Origin of the sequence: Microbacterium sulfonylureivorans (assembly GCF_003999995.1) — a bacterium.
Taxonomy (GTDB): domain Bacteria; phylum Actinomycetota; class Actinomycetes; order Actinomycetales; family Microbacteriaceae; genus Microbacterium; species Microbacterium sulfonylureivorans.
The window spans coordinates 1,865,812-1,883,109 of the sequence record NZ_RJAD01000001.1 but is presented as its reverse complement, the minus strand read 5'-3'; the positions used below and the strand labels follow the sequence as shown (position 1 = coordinate 1,883,109).

The following is a 17,298-nucleotide window of genomic DNA, read 5'->3' as shown; positions in this document are numbered from 1 at the left end:
CTACCGGCTACGCCGTCAGGGCGTCCGCCTTCTCCCGGAGTGCATCCGTCTCCGGGCCGGGCGGGAAGGCCGGGATCGACAGGAAGTCGTGAAGGTCGGCGCGGGAGAAGTCACGCAGCCTGTCGGCTCGGCCGTCGCGGATGGCTGCGAAGATGTCGAGACCCCGGACGAAGACGGGATCGGTGATGCGGAGTCCACCGTCGGCGGTCTGCAGGATGTTGTCCGGCCGGATGTCCGCACCGCCCCACAGGAGGAAACGGCGTGCGCCCTCGGCCACGAGTTCGCCGATCCGACGCCGCAGGTCGACGACGTCCGGATCGGCGGCGAGGGCGGCGGTCGAGTCCGCCGACGGCGCCGGGGCGGCTGCCGCATCGACGGTGAGCGCTGCGGCGAGGCGCTGCGCCCGGCCTTCGTCCGCCGGGTGCAGTCGCTCCATGACGACGACGTATCCCCGGTGGCGAAGCGGGACGACCTCATCGACGCGGACGAGGTATGGATTCGGCAGTCCGGCGAGACAGGCGTCGGCGAAGAGGCGGAAGGCCGGGTCGAACGGCGTCACACGGGCGACGACGCTGTCATCGGGCGATGCGAAGACCCAGGCCCAGTCGCCCGAGCCGATCTCGCGCCAGCCTGCCGCGGCGAGAGCCTCGCGCGTGTCGTCCGCCGTGGCGCTGCGCGACAAGGGGGGAAGCATCCGCCCAGTATTCTCACCCTCCGGTCCTCTCACAAGCCGACGGGCAGGACGGAACCCAGGGATCTTCGGCCCCACGACCTGAACCGGGAGGGCAAAGAGAAAGCCCCGACCGTTACCACGCGGCCGGGGCGAGACGAATGAGAGTCCGCCTATCCCCTCCATAGTACCGCACTCCGCGCGGACGTCCGGCGGACCCTGTGTCGCTCAGGCGAAGACCGGGGTCTGGAAGCGCCGCTCGTACCGGCGGATGCACTGCGTCTCGCGGGCGTACCGGAAGGCCTCGACGCATTCCGGGTCGGAGCGAGAGGCGATGCGGTAAGCCTCGTACTCGGCGAGCGAGGGGAAGGTGAACAGGGCGAACGCCTCGTCGCTGTCGCCCTCGCTGGGCATGAAGTACCCGTGGTGCGTGCCCCCGAGCTTGGTCACCAGCCGGATCCACTCCCGCCCGTAGCGGGTGAACTCCTCGAGCTTGTCGGGATCGATCTCATAGCGAAGGTGGACGGTGATCGGGTCAGGAGCGGGCACGTCTCGATTCTGGTCGGCCTGCGCGCGAACACGCTCACAACGTGCGGATGCGGGCGGCACGTGTCCGAAAGGCGTGCACGTTTGGCAGGAGACCGTCGTCCAGCGGCGGTTGCGCGTCGGCGACCGGGGACTTCGTCGGGCGGCTCGGAGCCCGCTCGCAATCCGCCTGGCTCGCGGCACCGAATAACCGATGCGTCCGAGGGACGGATGCACGGGAATGAATCACCGGGGATCGTCGTTATTCCTGTACTCAGCACGATTCGTTGCTGCAGGAGGGGACTGTGGGCAAGAACTACATCGACATCGAGAACGACCGGGGCGAGATGCTGCGCTACCGCAAGCACGTCAACGGTCGAGGCCTCATCGCGCACGGCGCGAAGGTCCACCCGAGCGCGATCGTCGAAGCGGGAGCATATGTCGAGCCCGGGGCGCAGATCGCCGCGGGAGCGCACGTCGGCCGCGGCGTGTGGGTCGAGACGGATGCCGTGATCGGCCCCGACGCCGACATCGCGCCGCACGCCCACATCGGCCCCCGCGCCGCCATCGGAGCAGGCGCGAAGATCGGCGTCCGCACCCACGTCGGCAGCGAGGCGCGCGTGGCCGTCGGATCCCTCATCGGAGACGACGAGACCATCGCCGACGGCGAGCGCGTCGCGACCGACCAGCGAGGGCTCCGTCTGGCGGCCTGACCGCATCGATCCGGATCGGCACGAGTCGGACGGCGACGTCTGCCGCGCCGACTAGGGTGCCGAGCGTGAAGCGCGTCGTCACCGCCGTCGTGATCCTCCTCGCGGCCGCCCTTGTCGCGGGGGTGATCTGGCTCTCCTCGAGCACCGGCCGGATCGGCGACGCGGCGCCCACGACCGCGCCGACGCCGGCCCTCGGCATCCCTCCCCGTCCGACCGACGCCTTCCCCCTCACCGTGGAGTACGTCTTCGACGGAGACACCATCGAGGCGCGGATGCTGCAGCCCAACGACGTCGTCACGACCTCGAACCCGATCCGCATCCGGCTGATCGGCATCGACACCCCCGAGGGAACGCCGACACCGGAGTGCTGGGCCGAGGAGGCCCGCGCACACCTGAGCACCCTGCTGCCCCCGGGCTCGACCGTGTGGGCTGCCCCCGACCGCGAGACGTGGGACGACTACGGGCGCCGGCTGTTCAACCTGTGGACCGACGACGGCCGGTTCGTCAACCACGAGCTCGTCGCCGCTGGCGACGCCGAGGCGATGGCGGTCCGGCCCAACGTCGCCTTCTCCGACCTGCTCAGCGAGGCACAGGCGGGGGCCGAGGCATCCGGAGCCGGCCGGTGGAGCGCGTGCGACTGACGCTCAGGCGAACAGGAAGAGCACGAAGCCGATGAGCGGCAGCGTGCCCTGCGTGAGCGCGGCGCGCAGGTACTTCATCCCCGTGGTGAGCAGGACGAGGGATGCCGCCACCATCGATCCGAGGCTGAACAGCACGAGCGCGAGCCCGGCTGCGCGCAGCGCCGAGTCGTCGGATCCGCTCAGGAACAGCACGAGCCCGATCGCCGTGCCGATCGCGAGGAACAGGTTGTAGAACCCCTGGTTGTACGCCATCGGCCTGGTGACCTCGGCCGCCGCCTGGTCGGCGACTCCGAACCGCTTCCAGATCTTCGGCTGCGTCCATTGGACGCTCTCCATCACGAAGATGTAGACGTGCAGGAGCGCCGCGAGTGCGGCGAAGACCGTGGCGAGGATCGCGACCATGAGCGAACGATATCGCCCGGCTACGCTGAACGACATGGCAAAGGGCGGTGGTTCGCGAGCGCGGCCGGGGAAGTCGGGCCGGGATGCCGCACCCCGCCGCTCCGGCAAGACCGGCGGCGCCGGCGGTAAGGGCGGCAAGGGCGTCAAGCCCGGAGGCAAGGGCCAGCCCGGCGCGAAGCCCCACCCGAAGGCGAAGGCGGCGCCGAAGCCCGAGCACGTCGCCGCCCCCGTCGTGACGGGGCCCTTCCGCCTCGGGGCGATCCCGGGTGCGACGCCGGGCAAGTGGATCGACCTCTGGAACGACCGCCTTCCCGGTATCGCCCTCGAGCTCGTGGCCCTCGCGGTCGCCGATCAGCGCCGCGCGCTCGACGCGGCCGAGGTCGACGCCGCTCTCGTGCGCCTGCCGATCGAAGCCGGCGGGCTCAACGTCATCCCGCTCTACGACGAGGTCCCGGTCGTGGTGACGGCGGCCGAATCGCACCTCACCGCCGCCGACGACCTCGGCCTCGACGACCTCTCCGGCGAGATCGTGATCGCGGCCGAAGACGACGTGCTCGGCATCCGGGTGCCCGGCGCCGTCGCACCGAAGTTCGCACCCCCGGCCGATACCGGCGAGGCGATCGCGACGGTCGCCGCCGGCGTCGGTGTCGTCATCGTGCCGATGTCGCTCGCCCGGCTGCACCAGCGCAAGGACGTCGAACATCGACCGCTGCGTGACGGACCCGTCTCGACGGTCGCGCTCGCATGGGTGGCCGAACGGACCACACCGGCGGTGGAGGCGTTCGTCGGGATCGTGCGCGGACGCACCGCGAACTCGTCGCGCGGCTGACTCCGGCACGCCGAGGGGACGAAACCGGGGGATGTCGCCGACCTGGGTCTCTGCGACATCCCCCGTCGGATCTGCTCCGAAGGTCACACGTCCCCAGACGCTCTCCCCATGAGGTGACCTTCTGCTCCCAGTGCCGGCGCCCCCAGAGTCGCCGTCGCGCGTGAACAGACCCGATGACCAAGAGCACACCGCCACGACCCTGATACATCGGATCCGAAGAATTCTCGGAGAGTTCTAGAACCCCGCCCCGTGCACCTGGAACGGGGCCACGATCCCGGTGTGCTCGGACGCGGCCGCGAGCGCCTCCGACGGCGCACGGCCCGCCGCGAGGCCCTCGTGCATCGCGCCCAGGAGTTCGCACGCGACATCGTCCGCGACGATGACCGGTGCCGCCACGACGCACCGGGTGCCTGCGTGCAGCCAGATGCGCGTCATCCCGATCGCCTCCTCACCCCAACGCACCGACGATCGTCCCACCTCGCACGCCGAGAGCACGACGGTGTCGGGCACCTCCGGCATGAGGTCGATGTCGTAGCCGAACAGTGCGCCGTCGGCGAGCTCGAGACCCGAGAACAGCGGGTTGTCGACCGCGTGGCGGCCGTGCGCGGCGACGTGCAGGACGTCCACGCGCGACGCGAGCTCGGTCACCCGATCGACGGATGCCGCATCCCCCTGCAACACCACCGACCCACCCCACGACTCGGCCGCCGTCTCGACCTCCTCCTCGCCGCGCGCGACACGGGGTCCGACAGCGAAACCGGCGGTCTCGCTCGGGAACGCGCCATGGGGCCGCAGATGCGCCCACCGCGTCGCGGAGACCGCAAGGGTGAACACGCGACCCCGCATCGCCGGCAGCATCGCCCACGGGATCGAGTTGAGCAGACCGGGCGTGGTCAGCACGAGCCGGCGCGTGCCGGCGATCGCTGCCGGCCCGTCGAGAAGCGCCTCCGAGAGGGCGCGCAGCCGGTCGTCGAGGCCACGGCGCACGATGTCGGCCATCGGCGGCGTGCGGATCGACGCCGACATGTCGAGGTCGGCACGGAGGCCGGTGAGGAGGCGACGCACCGCGGCATCCGAGGCAACGGGAACGACCACGGTGCGCTCGAGCGTGCAGACCAGCGCGACGAGGGCCGAGCCCGAGTAGACGTAGGCGATGAGCGCCGTGTCGTCCGTGAGCTCGCCGCGCAGCCGCTCCAGGTCGATGCGCTCCTCGCCGTCGACGGCCCCCGTCGACGACCACTGGCGCTCTCGGGCACGCTCTCGCAGCGCCGCGGCCCGGGGCACCGAGAGCCAGTCGCCGCCGGGGTTCTCGGCGCGGAGCATGCGCAGCTCGGCCAGCTCCTCCGCGAGCGCGGGATCGGGGGGCGGGCGCAGGGGGACGACCTGCTGACTGAGGTGGCGCGCGCGCTCCGACCATTCGAAGACGACGTCGGGACGACCTGAGCGCACGGCCGAATCGAGCCCGGCGAAGATGAGATTGCCGCCGTGCATCGCGACCGAGGTCTGCAGGTCGAGGCTCCCGAATGTGCGCTGCCAGCCCGCGAGCACGTCGAGCCCCTTCGCCGCGTGACGACGAGCAGCCGCGCCCCGGTTCGCGGCGGCCGCCCGGGCGGAGCGCAGCTCGGCCGCGAGCAGCTGCACCTCCATCGGCGCCGACGACGGCACGCGGATGTCGCGACCCGCGTCTTCTCCTCGGCGGGCGCGCGCGAGCGCCTCCGACATGCGGAGCGCAGCCGCCTCACCGCGGAATCCCCGGGAGATCAACTCGTCGGCGACCCCGTCGACCTCCGCGGGCGTCGGCATGCGCCGCCGAGACGAGCCTGCCTGCTCGACGCGGAGCCCGCCGAGCATCGCGCGCAGGCGCACGGCGTCGGCCCGGGCAGCCCAGGCATCGTTGCCGACGGCTCGGAACCGCCGTGAGGCCGAGAGGGCGACCCGGCTCGCTCGGGAGCTGTCGTGCGAGAGCAGCGAACGCGCGAGATGGAATTCCGCCTCGGCGCGGGACTGCGGCATCCGGTGCGATCCGAACACCGTCGCCGCGCGGGCGAGAATCTGCTCCGCCTCGGTCGTGAGCCCGGCGTCACGCAGCACTTCCGCGCGATCGACGTCGGTGATCGCCGCGTTGACGGGGGTGGATGCCGCGACCGGCCGCGCGGCGAGCATCTCCCGCAGGGCACCGACCAGATCGCCCGCGAGGAGCGAGGTGTAGCCGAGGTTGTGTCGCGCCTGGGCCTCGTCGGTGGCGAGGTCGTGGTCGGCGAACGTCGTCGATGCCCGTTCCAGGTCGTCGGCGGCATCCCCCAGCCGGCGCTGCTGCATGCGCACCAGGCTGCGGTTCACACGCGTGCGCGCCGCCGGGACCGGGTCCTCCGCGAGACTCTCGATCGCCCGCGTGAGCCAGCGCTCCGCCTCGTCGAGCCGGCCGCCGTAGTTCGCGATCGCCCCGAGCTGGCCGAGGAGGATCGCCTGCGTGTGCGGAGCGAGATCCGGCCCTGCGACGGCGGTCATGAGGAGCTCCTCCGCCTGCGCGGGGAATCCGGTGCGCTGGAGCGCCAGGGCGCGCGTGCCGACGATCCTGGCCCGGAGGTCGGGATCGTCGGTGCGCGCGTCAGCCTGATCGAGGACGCGCTGAGCCTGGGCGTACTTGCCGTTGATGCACAGATCAACGGCGCGCCGATGGAGTTCCGAGGCGGAGCGCGTCACTCCCTCATCTTGGCGCAGTCCACCCCGCGTTTCAGGCCGGAGCGCGCCGGTGACCGTCCCAGTCCCGCAGCACCGTCTCGCCGGCCTTCACGAGGGCCTTGACGCGCGCCTTGGCGTCCTCCTTCGCGCGGCCGTCGATCAGACCGACGCCGACCATCTCGGCGAGGGTGCCCGCGATGTACGGCGCGGCGAACGAGGTGCCGCTCCAGACGGCGAACCCGCCGGTGAAGTCATCGGGATCGACGGTCTCGCGCCGCAGCCCGAATCGATCGTTTCGCGTGCCGGCCTGCACTCCGCCGTTCATGGGCGGGAGCGAGCTGACGACCGAGACCCCCGGCGCGTAGCACCGCACCCACCGCCCGACGTTGCTGAAGAGGGCGACCGACGTGCCGTTCGGGTTGAGCGCGCCGACCGAGACATGGGGCGCGGCATCCGAGGGATCCTCGACGACGAAGTCGGCACCCGGCCACGCCCACAGTGCGGCCGGGAACGCCGGCCGGTCGGTCGCGTCATTGCCCGACGAGCAGACGACGGCGCAGCCGTGCCGCCGTGCGGCGAGCAGGTACTTGATCAGGGTCAGGTCGAACTGACCGTCGTCGGGCGTCTCGTGGTAGTAGCTGAGCGAGAGGCTGAGCACGTCGATTGGACGCCCGCCCTTGCCGCGTGCGTAGCGGATGACCAGGACGGCGACCGCACGGACCGCCTCGAGGAACTCGCCCTCGAGGAGAGCGCCCTGGCTGTCGGCGACGCGGATCGAGATCAGGTCGGCGTCGGGGCAGACCTGCCGGATCACTCCGGCGACGAACGTCCCGTGTCCGGACGCGCCGTCGAGGAATCCGTCGTAGGGCCCCGCGAGATCGCCGATGGCCTCCGGGTCGGTGGCGGGGTCGGAGATGCCGACGGGTTCGCCGTCGAGCTTGAGATGACGTTCGACGATGGAGCCCGGGAGCCAGGGGTGCGTCCCGCACCCGGTGTCCATGAACGCGACCACGGGGCGCCGGCCCTTGATCGCCGAGTCGTCGCGGCGGGGCGGGTCGCCGATGTAGGTCACGACCTCGCGACCGCCGGATCCCGGGTAGGCGTAGCTTCCCGGGCCGGGAGCGTTGGTCGAGCCGAACGGGTTCGTCGAGCCGAAGGGGTTGGTCGATCCGAACGGGTTCGTCGAGCCGAACGGATTGGTCGAACCGAAGGGGTTGGTCGAGCCGAACGGGTCGACGGTGATCACGTGATCGAGGCCCACGCCGGCGATGTCGGTCCCTCGACGGGCGCGGGCGCGCTGCAGCAGACGCCAGGCGTCGATCGGAGGAACGGGCTGGTCGTCGCGGTCGTCGCGCGGCGACGGGAAGATGACGGCGAGCAGCACGATCGGCAGGCCCGTCTCGGCCTCTTCTCGGCGCGCGCGCTCGATCGCGTCCTGCTCCTCGAGGCGCTCGCCCTTGATCGTAGTCAGGCGCACACCCCAGCCGAAGTCGGCGGCGGCTTCACGGAGCGTCTCGAGGATCTCCGGCAGACGCGAGGCGTCGGAAACGAGGAGGTGGTCCGGCGCATAGGAGGTCGGGTAGGCGCGGACGCCGTCGACCGGTTCGCTCGTCGGGTCCAGGGGGACGCCTCGGGGTCGTGCCGCATCGACTCTGTTCCGCCAGCCGGGTTCCCCTGCTGCTGCCATCTCTCGCTACCTCCTCATCGCGGGCGACGTCCTTCGTCGCAGCCGCTCCCCGATGTCGGGGTCGATCACACTTCGAACTGCGGCGTCTGGAAGTCGCGCAGCTCGCCGGTGGCGTCCTTCACGACCATGCGCAGTCGCGCCACCCCCGGCGTGACCTCGTCGAACGCGAATCGGCCGTGCTCGCCGGCCTCTGCGGACCACTCGCGCTCGCCCTGGGTGAGGCGGATCGCGAGGGCCGCGGCATCCACCCATCCGTCGACCCGGCGGCCGCCGTCCTCCGTCACGGAGACGTGGAGGAGCACCGTCGTCGAGCCGTCGCTGAACTGCAGCGTCGCGGTGTCGGCTTCGCCGCGCACCGCCGCGAGCGTCCCTTCCACGAGCGTCAGCAGCGCGTACTCGCGAGAGAGGTCTTCCACGGCGACGGCGGCCACCATCCGATCGACGAGGTCGGCCGGCGCCGGATCCACCTCCTCCCACACCGCGCGCAGTCGTGCGAAGAGCGCCGCATCCGCGGCGAAGTCCTCAGTGTCCATCATCATCTCCTCCCCATCCGGCGCCCTCGAGTTCAGCCCGGAGTTTGGCGAGACAGCGCTGGCGGGTCGGTCCGATCGACCCGATCGGCATCGCGAGATCCTCTGCGATGCGCGCATAGTCGGGGCGGTCCTCGAACGCGACGATCCGCAGCAGGCGCTGGCATCGTTCGTTGAGCGTCGCGACCGCGATCCACAGCCGACGCGAGGCGTCGTCGGTGGCGGCGGTCTGCTCCGCGGATTCGTGGACCGGCAGATGGGGTTCGAGCGCTTCGGCCTCGGTCGGATCGGCGCGGCGCTGCTGCTTGCCGACACGCCACGCCTCGCGGCGCGCGCACATCGTCAGCCATCCCGACACGGCCTGCGCGTCGAGGATGGTCTCGTGACGGCGCACCAGCGTCAGCCACGTCGTCTGCACGACATCCTGCGCGAGTGCCGCATCGAGCCCGTACGCGCGCACGACGTGCCACAGCGGCGGCGTCATGAGCCGGACGAGCTCGTCCATCGCGCGGCTGTCGCCGTCGCGCCAGCGCACGAACAGCGCCGCGGCACGCTCCCATCGCGCCGGCTCGACCGAGTCGGCGGATGCCCCAGCGCCCGCATGCATCATGACGCCCATTGTGTCCACACCAACGTGGAGAGCGATAGGTGGCGACTGATACATGTCTCGTGCGATTTCTCCGGGAATGCGGATGCGGATGCCGCGACCTAGAATTCACGGCATGACGACCGCGCCACTGCTCTATGTGTGCGTGCGGCCGCAACAGGGAGCGGCGGCCGCCGAGTACGAATCGTTCCGCACCGCGATGAAGCTCGACGAGAGTCGGCTCGGCCATCTCGACCTCGTGCGCGAGCCGCTCCCCGACGACGTGTTCGACCGCTACAGCGGCTTCCTCGTCGGCGGCAGCCCGTTCAACCTCGCCGACCCCGAGTCGACCAAGACCGACGTCCAGCGCCGCGTCGAGGCCGGCCTCGAGCGCATCGCCCGCCGGGTCGCCGAGGGGACGCCCGGCGACGACGACGCACCCGCCGCGCTGTTCACGTGCTACGGCATCGGCGTGGTCACGCGGATGCTCGGCGGCGAGGTGAGTCGCGCGTACCCCGAAGACACCGGTCCGGTGACGATCGAGCTCACCAGGGCAGGCCAGGGAGATCCGCTGTTCGGCGGACTCGCCACGCGCTTCACGGCGCTCACGGCACACAAGGAGGGCACGGCCGTCCCGCCTCCGGGCGCGACCCTCCTCGCGGTGAACGACGGATGCCCCGTCCAGGCCTACGTCGTCGGCGACCGGCTCTACGCGACGCAGTTCCACCCCGAGCCGACCACGAAGGCGTTCACGCAGCGCATGGCGGTGTACCGCGACGACGGCTACTTCGAGGCGAACGACTACGACGTCGTCGCAGCGCGCGTGCTCGCGTCATCCGTCACCGAGCCGGTGCGCCTGCTGCGCGCGTTCGCGCAGCGGTTCGGCCCGGCCGACGCCGACTGATCAGACCTCGGCGTTGCGCACATCGGCGGCGCGGTGGAGCACCGTGCCGACGACCGGCACGAGCAGGACGATCGCCGCGACGACGATCGCAGTGACGCCGATCGCGGTGTTCGGCGGCTCGAAGGCCAGGCGCCCGACAGCTATCCAGGAGAGGCCCCACGCCATCGCCAGGCCCGGCGCGATGCGCCAGCCGCTCGCCCACGCGATCCCGACTCCGATGACCGCGACGACGACCAGGACGAGGACGCCCCACAGCGTCGCGGAGTCCGCGGCGTCGTCGGCGACGATCGTGGTGAGCCACGCGGTCGTGTTCGCGACCGTGGCGAGCGTCACCCAGCCGAGGTGCAGCCCGGTGACGCCGTCGATCAGCAGGGAGTCGATCCATCCGCGCCCCGGGTCGGTCACCGTGCGCCGGAAAGTCAGGCCGAGCACCGCCAGCAGGACGACGATCGCGAGGACCGTGAGCGGCAGCGTCGCGAACTGCGCCGTGACCAGCCACACGCCGTTGAGCACCATCGTCGCCGCGATGAGCCACCCCACGGCCCGCTGACGCGACCGCGACCGCTGCCGGGGGAGCGCCTGCCATACCGTGTAGGCGAAGAGGCCGACGTAGATGACCGTCCAGATGGAGAACGCCGGACGCGCCGGCGCGAGGAACGACCCGTCTGCGTCGAGGGCGCCGTCCTGCAGGTCCTGCACCGGCGTTCCGCCGAACAGTCCGGTGCCGACCATGGCGGCGATGATCATGAAGCAGAAGGCGCTGATGACGACGATCTGGCGAGTGAGGTCCTTGGCGGCCATGCCTCCACGCTACGTATGCCTCCGCGGGCACGCACCCGGTTGACACGCTCGGGCCGGTCCCCTAGGGCGCCGTCACGCTCCGGCGGGTGGATCGAGCAGCAGGGCGATCCGCTCGTCGAGGTAGCGCGCGAGAGGCATGTAGCCGGCCGCGGCGCTCCAGCGGATGCTCACGACGCCGTCCACCACCGCGAGGGGATCGGATGCCTCTCCCCGGTCGACGGCGGCGGGATCGAGCATCCGCCAACCGATGTGCACGGTCGCGCCCTCGTCGAATCCGCCGCGACGTGCGGCCGCGGCGAGCTCGGAGCGCCGGCGCTGCGACTCGGCCGTGTATCCGCGGACCGCCTCGGTGCGCGCTCGCACGACCTCGCCCGTCGCGAGGACGCCGTCGTCGGTCAGCAGCAGCGCGCCGAGGTGCCAGGCGGTCCCGCGCGGGACGATCCGGGCCGCGCGCGCGATCCCGAGGATGCGACGCGGCTCGACGAGTTCGCCCAGGCCCTCGCGCGGCGCCCCGGCCAGCCGCTCGCGGGCGGCGTCGAGGAGCGCGTCGATGCTCACGCCGCGTCGTCCTCCACCGGCAGCGCGGCGCCGGTCGCACGCTCTCCGCGGATGCTCATCGCGATGAGCGGGAAGAGGAGCACCGAGAGCATTCCGGCTCCGACCAGGAGAGCCGACGCCGCAGTCGACAGGATGCCCTCATCCACGCCGATCGCCGTCACCGCGACGATGATCGGCAGCGCGGTGGCCCCGAGGAGCGCGATCGAGAGTCGATCGCGGCCCGTCGACCCCTCCGGCGCCGCCAGCATCGACGGCAGACCTCGGACGACGAACAGCACCACGAGGACGACCGGCAGCAGCAGGAAGAGAGTCGGCTGCGCGAGGAGGGCGGCGAGGTCGAACGTCACACCCGTGTAGATGAAGAACACCGGGACGAGGAAGCCGAAGGCGACCGCCTCGACCTTGCTCTCGACGGCCTCGCGGTCGGGCTCGGCTGCATCGCGCATGAGGAGCCGCCACACGATGCCCGCGGTGAACGCGCCGAGCAGGATGTCCAGGTCGAGGACGATGCTCAGTGCGATGAGGCCCGAGAGGATGAGCAGGACGACCCGGATCGCGAACTGCCCCGACGTGTGCAGCGTCGAGCTGACGAAGCGGTGCATCGCCCCGCGCGGCACGCGGAAGGCCAGCCAGATGGCGAGGCCGGCCAGGACTCCGAAGAGCGCCAGCACGAGCGTCGAGTACCCGGGGTTGCGCTGGCCGAGGAAGATCGAGATCGCGATCAGCGGACCGAACTCGCCGACCGCGCCGATCGCGCCGAGCGCGCGGCCGAACGGGGTCTTGAGCTCACCGGCGTCGCGGAGGATCGGGAGGATCGTGCCGAGCGCGGTCGAGGCGAGGGCGACGCCGATGATGATCGCCTCCTCCCCGGGGACGAAGATCCAGGCGAGCCCGACGCCGACCGCGAGGCTGAGGAGCCAGCCGAACGAGGCACGCCGGCCGGTTCGCCCGCGGAACGCGGCGAACTCGATCTCGGACCCGGCGACGAAGAACAGCATCGCGAGACCGAACTCCGACAGGACGTCGATGAAGGCATCCGGCTGCGCCCAGCCCAGTACGCTCGGACCCACCAGGATGCCGAGGACGAGCTCGAACACGACGATGGGCACGCGGATCCACCGGCCGATTCCGCGGGCGAGCAGCGGTGCGAGCACACCGAGGAGCGGGATGATCAGCAGCGTCGGCTCGAGGTCCACGGACTCACCCTAGCGACGGGGCGAGCGTGGTCAGGATCCCGGATCAGGGGCGCATCCTGTCAGTCGGGGCGGGAACTGCGTGCCCCGACTGACGGATGGCGCCCCGAACGCGGTCACGCCTCGATGGCCCGACCGGGTCCGAGGACGCGCGGGCGCACCTGCGCGGTCGCGGTGGCCGACGAGCCTCGGATCTCGCGGTGCAGCCGCTCCATGCGCTCGTCGAGCTCGGCGGCGGTGTCTGCGGCATCCTTCAGGCTGTCGAGGAGCTCGACCGGGACGTTGGTGTCGTACTTGTAGTAGATCTTGTGCTCGAGGCTCGCCCAGAAGTCCATCGCGATCGTGCGGAACTGCACCTCGACGGGCACCTCCACACGACCGCTCGACAGGAACACCGGCACCGCCACGATGGCGTGCAGGCTCTTGTAGCCGTTGGGCTTCGGGTGGGCGATGTAGTCCTTGACCGAGATCACACGGATGTCGTCCTGCTCGGTGAGCAGGTTGAAGAGCCGGTACGCGTCGGCGACGAAGCTGCACGTCACCCGCACGCCCGCGATATCGGTGATGCTGTCGCGGATCGACGCGAAGTCGGGCTCGACGCCCTTGCGCTGGACCTTCTCGACGAGGCTGTCGGGCGACTTCACGCGGCTCGACACGTGCTCGATCGGGTTGTACTCGTGCACCAGCTGGAACTCGTCCCGCAGGATGCCGAGCTTCGTCTCGACCTCCTGCATCCCGAACCGGTACTCCATCAGGAATCGCTCGAACTCGTCGCGCAGCTCCCGGAGTTCAGCGGCCGAAACCGTGATCGATGCATCATCAGGATCCGCTGCGTGCGCCAGGGGCGCCGTGTTCGCCATGACCCCACGCTATGCACGCCGTCTACGAAACGTCTGTGAGATCGCGGTCAGTCGGCGATGGCGGTGCGTGCGCGCTCGGCGTCCTTCACCGCTGCGCGGGCACGGGATGCCGCGGCATCCCGCTCCTCCTCGATCTCGGCGAGCGCGGTCGTCGCCTTCGCCTGCTCTCCCTCGAGCCGCTCCAGGTCGCGGCGCAGGTCGTCGATCCGCTCCGCCACGTGGTCGACCCGCTCCTGGAGCTTCTGGCGCTGCGCGTCCACTCGCGCGAGCTCGCGCTCGGCCTCGTTCGCGGCGCGCTCCGCCTCGCGCGCGGCCTTCTCGGCAGCCTTTCGCGCCCGGCGCTCGGCGAGGTCGTCGCGCTGCGGAGGGGCCACGACCCCGGGGACGGAGCCGCCCACGGCGTCGGCGAGATCGGCCGCCTCGAACGTCCCCGCCTCGAGCGGAGTCACGAGCCGCGCCGTCATGACGGCCGCGGCGGCCGAGGCATCCATCACCGCCGCGTTGATCGTCTTCTCGACGTCGTCGCGCGCGGCGGCGCTCACGGCGACCCCGGCGTCCTTCGCGAGACCGACCGCCTGCGTCGCGAGCGCGGCGACGAGGGCTCGGCGCTGCCGACCGAGGCGCGAGAGCTCTGCGGCGTCGAGGTCTTCCTGTGCCTCGCGCAGCGCCGACGCGAGTTCGAGCGCATCGCCCAGCTGCCCGTTGCGGGCGAGCAGGTTCACGGCCCAGGCCGCGACCGTGGGCTTGCGCAGCGCCTTGACCTGCGCGGCGATCGCGCGGTCGGCCATGCCGGCGCGGCCGTTGCGGGCCGCAGTGAACTCCGCGGGCGGGAGCGCGTAGAGCTCCGCCGCGATCTCGTCGAGGTCGTTCCGCTCGGCCACGCGCCCATCCTCCCCCACGCCGTTCGTGCGCGCACCGGGGCGCGCGAACGACCGCGGCGCCCGAGAGCGCACGAATCACACTCGCAGTTCACGCCGAAGCGTGATTCGTGCGCTCTCGACCGCGGGTCAGGCGTCGAGCACGGCGGCGGCCTGGCGCGCCGCGCCGAGCGCGACGTACTCGCCCGGGACGGGGACCTCGACGGCGAGCCCGAGCACGAGTGGAGCGATGGCACGGACGGCCTCGGACTGGGCACCGCCGCCGATGAGCAGGGCGCGGTCGAGGGGGACGCCGAGTCCGCGCAGAGCCTCGAGACCGGCGGCCAGGCCGCTCAGCATGCCCTCGACAGCGGCGCGGGCGAGGTTCTCGCGCGTGGTCGAGGCGAGCGTCATGCCGGTGAGCGCTGCCGTCGCGTCGGGGAGATTCGGGGTGCGCTCGCCCTCGAAGTACGGCACCAGCGCGAGCCCGCCCGCACCGGGCTGTGCGGCCAGCGCGAGGCGGCTGAGCTCGGCGTGATCGACTCCGAGCAGCCCCGCGACGGCGTCGAGCACGCGTGCGGCGTTGAGCGTCGCGACGAGGGGCAGGAACCGGCCCGTGCAGTCCGCGAAGCCGGCGACCGTGCCCGTCGGGTCGATCGTGCGCTCGTCGCTCACGGCGAAGACGGTGCCGCTGGTGCCGATCGAGACGACGACGTCGCCCGGCCCGGCTCCGAGACCGAGCGCGGCGCCGGCGTTGTCGCCGGCCCCACCGCCCACGCGGCGTCCGGCCTCGTCCTCGACCCATTCGTCGGGGCCGAGCACGCGCGGAAGCGCGGCGTCGCGGCCGAGCGCCGCGACGAGGAGCTCGCGGTCATAGCCGCCGGTCGCCGGATCCCAGTAGCCTGTGCCCGAGGCATCCGATCGGTCCGTGACGAGCTCGTCGAGGACGGGACCGCGCGGCGACTCGCCCACCGGCCCGAAGCCGCGAATCCGCCACGTGAGCCAGTCGTGCGGCAGGGCGACAGCCGCGACGCGCGCCGCGTTCTCGGGCTCGCTGTCGCGCAGCCACCGGAGCTTGGTGAGGGTGAACGACGCCACGGGCACGAGGCCGGTGCGCCGCGCGAGCTCCTCGGCGCCGAACTCCGCGGTCAGATCGGCGGCCGCGCCCGCCGATCGGGTGTCGTTCCACAGCAGGGCGGGACGGATGACCCGCCCGGCCTCGTCGAGCGCGACCATGCCGTGCTGCTGCCCGCCGATGGCCCACGCCTCGACGTCGTCGAGGCCGCCGGCGCCGGCGATCGCCGCCTGGAGCGCCTCCCACCACGCGGCCGGGTCGACCTCGGTGCCGCCCGGGTGGGTGGCACGCCCTTCGCGCACGACGGCGCCGGTGGCGGCATCCGCGATCAGCACCTTGCAGGACTGGGTCGACGAGTCGACGCCCATCACGAGAGTCACGTGCACTCCTTCGAGCTCAGGCCGTTTGTGTGGAGTAGGTCGCGCAGCCTGCGCGAACGCAACGCGACCTACTCCACACGAACGAAGTCTGGCGAGGTGGGGTCAGCGGGCGCCGAGCAGGTGCTCGGTCGCGAGCTGCTGCAGACGGACGAAGCCGCCGCCCTTGCCGCCGAGGTACGCGCCGGTGTCGAACTCCTCGTAGGCGGAGCGGTCCGCGAGGAAGTCATCGTACGACTCACCGGGGTTGAGGGTCGGGGTCGACAGCTCGAACACCTTGGCGGCTTCGAGCGCCTCCTGCACCTCGGGGTCGGCGCGGAACGCGGCCGCGCGCTCCTTGAGGAGGAGGTAGGTCGTCATGTTGGCCGCGGCGGACTCCCATACGCCCTTCTCGTCCTCGGTGCGGCTCGGCTTGTAGTCGAAGTGGCGCGGACCCTCGTACGCCGGCACCCCGCCGGGGCCGCCGTTCTCGAGCAGATCGACGAGCGCGAACGCGTTGTGCAGGTCGCCGTGCCCGAACACGAGGTCCTGGTCGTACTTGATGCCGCGCTGGCCGTTGAGGTCGATGTGGAAGAGCTTGCCGTGGAACAGCGCCTGCGCGATTCCGGCGGCGAAGTTCAGCCCCGCCATCTGCTCGTGGCCGACCTCGGGGTTGAGTCCGACGAGCTCGGGGCGCTCGAGCGAGTCGATGAACGCGATCGCGTGGCCGAGCGTGGGCAGGAGGATGTCGCCGCGGGGCTCGTTCGGCTTCGGCTCGATCGCGAAGCGGATGTCGTAACCCTTGTCGGTCACGTAGTCGCCGAGCAGGTTCACGGCCTCGCGGTAGCGCTCGAGCGCCTGGCGGATGTCCTTGGCCGAGTCGTACTCGGCGCCCTCGCGGCCGCCCCACATGACGAACGTCTTGGCGCCGAGCTCGGCGCCGAGGTCGAGCTGACGGAAGACCTTGCGCAGCGCGAAGCGACGCACGTCGCGGTCGTTGGCCGTGAAGCCGCCGTCCTTGAACACCGGAGCGGAGAAGAGGTTCGTCGTGACCATCGGCACGATGAGGCCGGTGCCGGCGAGGGCGCCCTTCAGGCGGTCGATCTGGTTCTGGCGCTGCGCGTCGGACGAGCCGAAGGCGAAGAGGTCGTCGTCGTGGAACGTGAGCCCGTAGGCGCCCAGCTCGGCGAGCTTCTCGACCACGTGCACGACGTCGAGGGCGTTGCGGGTCGGCCCGCCGAAGGGATCGGTGCCGTTGTAGCCGACGGTCCAGAGGCCGAAGGAGAACTTGTCGGCGGGAGTGGGGGTGGGCATGACGCTCCTCGATTCGGCGACGAACACGGTTCGACGGTGAACTAAATGTTGTTGACGACAACCTATACCATGACGGATGCCGCGTCCACCGGCATCCGTCGACACTTGCGAGTCG

At 71.4% G+C, this 17,298-nt stretch carries 18 protein-coding genes; 4 read left to right on the top strand and 14 right to left on the bottom strand.

The annotated features are described in order from the left end of the window. Nucleotides 1-7: 7 nt before the first annotated feature. The gene (locus tag EER34_RS08310; RefSeq protein WP_127474013.1) at nt 8-694 is read right to left on the bottom strand and encodes a hypothetical protein; all 687 of its coding nucleotides are present in this window, start codon (nt 692-694) and stop codon (nt 8-10) included. Between the two features lie 204 nt (nt 695-898). Continuing rightward, nucleotides 899-1,219, bottom strand: a complete 321-nt coding sequence (locus tag EER34_RS08305; RefSeq protein WP_240642189.1) for an NIPSNAP family protein — start codon at nt 1,217-1,219, stop codon at nt 899-901. A gap of 281 nt (nt 1,220-1,500) precedes the next feature. On the opposite strand from EER34_RS08305, the gene EER34_RS08300 reads away from it, so the two are divergent. Further along, nucleotides 1,501-1,908, top strand: a complete 408-nt coding sequence (locus EER34_RS08300) for an LbetaH domain-containing protein (RefSeq protein WP_127474012.1) — start codon at nt 1,501-1,503, stop codon at nt 1,906-1,908. 65 nt (nt 1,909-1,973) lie between these two features. Beyond that, nucleotides 1,974-2,549 carry a thermonuclease family protein gene (locus EER34_RS08295; protein WP_127474011.1) on the top strand — a complete coding sequence of 192 codons (576 nt, stop codon included), beginning with the start codon at nt 1,974-1,976 and terminating at the stop codon, nt 2,547-2,549. Nucleotides 2,550-2,552: 3 nt separating this feature from the next. On the opposite strand, the gene EER34_RS08290 is transcribed toward EER34_RS08295, so the two are convergent. Then, nucleotides 2,553-2,951: a DUF1304 domain-containing protein gene (locus EER34_RS08290; protein ID WP_127474010.1), complete on the bottom strand. Its 399-nt coding sequence runs from the start codon at nt 2,949-2,951 to the stop codon at nt 2,553-2,555. Here EER34_RS08290 and EER34_RS08285 point away from each other — a divergent pair. Continuing rightward, on the top strand, nt 2,950-3,780 hold the full coding sequence (locus tag EER34_RS08285; protein ID WP_240642188.1) for a LysR substrate-binding domain-containing protein: 831 nt from the start codon (nt 2,950-2,952) through the stop codon (nt 3,778-3,780). The genes EER34_RS08290 and EER34_RS08285 overlap by 2 nt on opposite strands. A 234-nt stretch (nt 3,781-4,014) precedes the next feature. Here the strand turns inward: EER34_RS08285 and EER34_RS08280 are convergent, their stop codons facing one another. The 4 genes from EER34_RS08280 to EER34_RS08265 all read right to left on the bottom strand — a co-directional run bounded on the left by EER34_RS08280 (nt 4,015) and on the right by EER34_RS08265 (nt 9,289). Next, nucleotides 4,015-6,483 carry a CHAT domain-containing protein gene (locus EER34_RS08280; RefSeq protein WP_127474009.1) on the bottom strand — a complete coding sequence of 823 codons (2,469 nt, stop codon included), beginning with the start codon at nt 6,481-6,483 and terminating at the stop codon, nt 4,015-4,017. Nucleotides 6,484-6,514: 31 nt separating this feature from the next. Next, entirely contained in the window at nt 6,515-8,149 is a 1,635-nt protein-coding gene (locus tag EER34_RS08275; RefSeq protein WP_127474008.1) for a S8/S53 family peptidase, read from the bottom strand. A 65-nt stretch (nt 8,150-8,214) separates the two neighbouring features. After that, on the bottom strand, nt 8,215-8,682 hold the full coding sequence (locus tag EER34_RS08270) for a hypothetical protein (protein WP_240642187.1): 468 nt from the start codon (nt 8,680-8,682) through the stop codon (nt 8,215-8,217). After that, nucleotides 8,672-9,289: an RNA polymerase sigma factor gene (locus tag EER34_RS08265; RefSeq protein ID WP_127474006.1), complete on the bottom strand. Its 618-nt coding sequence runs from the start codon at nt 9,287-9,289 to the stop codon at nt 8,672-8,674. The genes EER34_RS08270 and EER34_RS08265 overlap by 11 nt, the downstream gene beginning before the upstream one ends. 112 nt (nt 9,290-9,401) lie before the next feature. On the opposite strand from EER34_RS08265, the gene EER34_RS08260 reads away from it, so the two are divergent. After that, nucleotides 9,402-10,169 carry a glutamine amidotransferase-related protein gene (locus EER34_RS08260; RefSeq protein WP_127474005.1) on the top strand — a complete coding sequence of 256 codons (768 nt, stop codon included), beginning with the start codon at nt 9,402-9,404 and terminating at the stop codon, nt 10,167-10,169. On the opposite strand, the gene EER34_RS08255 is transcribed toward EER34_RS08260, so the two are convergent. From EER34_RS08255 to xylA, 7 genes are all read right to left on the bottom strand, one after another. Continuing rightward, nucleotides 10,170-10,970: a tryptophan-rich sensory protein gene (locus tag EER34_RS08255; RefSeq protein WP_127474004.1), complete on the bottom strand. Its 801-nt coding sequence runs from the start codon at nt 10,968-10,970 to the stop codon at nt 10,170-10,172. It lies immediately after the preceding gene. Nucleotides 10,971-11,042: 72 nt separating this feature from the next. Beyond that, nucleotides 11,043-11,528, bottom strand: a complete 486-nt coding sequence (locus EER34_RS08250) for a glutaminase (RefSeq protein ID WP_127474003.1) — start codon at nt 11,526-11,528, stop codon at nt 11,043-11,045. Beyond that, nucleotides 11,525-12,724 (bottom strand): cation:proton antiporter, encoded by a 1,200-nt coding sequence (locus EER34_RS08245; protein WP_127474002.1) that lies wholly within the window; start codon nt 12,722-12,724, stop codon nt 11,525-11,527. Before EER34_RS08245 ends, EER34_RS08250 begins: the two co-directional genes overlap by 4 nt. A gap of 113 nt (nt 12,725-12,837) precedes the next feature. Continuing rightward, a complete protein-coding gene (locus EER34_RS08240; protein ID WP_127474001.1) occupies nt 12,838-13,581 on the bottom strand; it encodes a GTP pyrophosphokinase in 744 nt (247 codons plus the stop codon). A gap of 47 nt (nt 13,582-13,628) precedes the next feature. Then, nucleotides 13,629-14,462, bottom strand: a complete 834-nt coding sequence (locus tag EER34_RS08235; RefSeq protein ID WP_127474000.1) for a transposase — start codon at nt 14,460-14,462, stop codon at nt 13,629-13,631. A 126-nt stretch (nt 14,463-14,588) separates the two neighbouring features. Continuing rightward, the gene (gene xylB / locus EER34_RS08230) at nt 14,589-15,893 is read right to left on the bottom strand and encodes a xylulokinase (protein ID WP_205791424.1); all 1,305 of its coding nucleotides are present in this window, start codon (nt 15,891-15,893) and stop codon (nt 14,589-14,591) included. Between the two features lie 102 nt (nt 15,894-15,995). After that, the gene (xylA, locus tag EER34_RS08225; protein ID WP_127473999.1) at nt 15,996-17,183 is read right to left on the bottom strand and encodes a xylose isomerase; all 1,188 of its coding nucleotides are present in this window, start codon (nt 17,181-17,183) and stop codon (nt 15,996-15,998) included. Nucleotides 17,184-17,298 lie beyond the last annotated feature (115 nt).

Bases quoted from the DNA above. Each gene is read 5' to 3' on its own strand.
- EER34_RS08310 (WP_127474013.1), bottom strand. From the start codon at position 694: ATGCTTCCCCCCTTGTCGCGCAGCGCCACGGCGGACGACACGCGCGAG.
- EER34_RS08285 (WP_240642188.1), top strand. From the start codon at position 2,950: ATGAGCGAACGATATCGCCCGGCTACGCTGAACGACATGGCAAAGGGC.
- EER34_RS08290 (WP_127474010.1), bottom strand. From the start codon at position 2,951: ATGGTCGCGATCCTCGCCACGGTCTTCGCCGCACTCGCGGCGCTCCTG.
- EER34_RS08275 (WP_127474008.1), bottom strand. From the start codon at position 8,149: ATGGCAGCAGCAGGGGAACCCGGCTGGCGGAACAGAGTCGATGCGGCA.
- EER34_RS08270 (WP_240642187.1), bottom strand. From the start codon at position 8,682: ATGGACACTGAGGACTTCGCCGCGGATGCGGCGCTCTTCGCACGACTG.
- EER34_RS08265 (WP_127474006.1), bottom strand. From the start codon at position 9,289: ATGATGCATGCGGGCGCTGGGGCATCCGCCGACTCGGTCGAGCCGGCG.
- EER34_RS08260 (WP_127474005.1), top strand. From the start codon at position 9,402: ATGACGACCGCGCCACTGCTCTATGTGTGCGTGCGGCCGCAACAGGGA.
- EER34_RS08255 (WP_127474004.1), bottom strand. From the start codon at position 10,970: ATGGCCGCCAAGGACCTCACTCGCCAGATCGTCGTCATCAGCGCCTTC.
- EER34_RS08240 (WP_127474001.1), bottom strand. From the start codon at position 13,581: ATGGCGAACACGGCGCCCCTGGCGCACGCAGCGGATCCTGATGATGCA.
- xylA (WP_127473999.1), bottom strand. From the start codon at position 17,183: ATGCCCACCCCCACTCCCGCCGACAAGTTCTCCTTCGGCCTCTGGACC.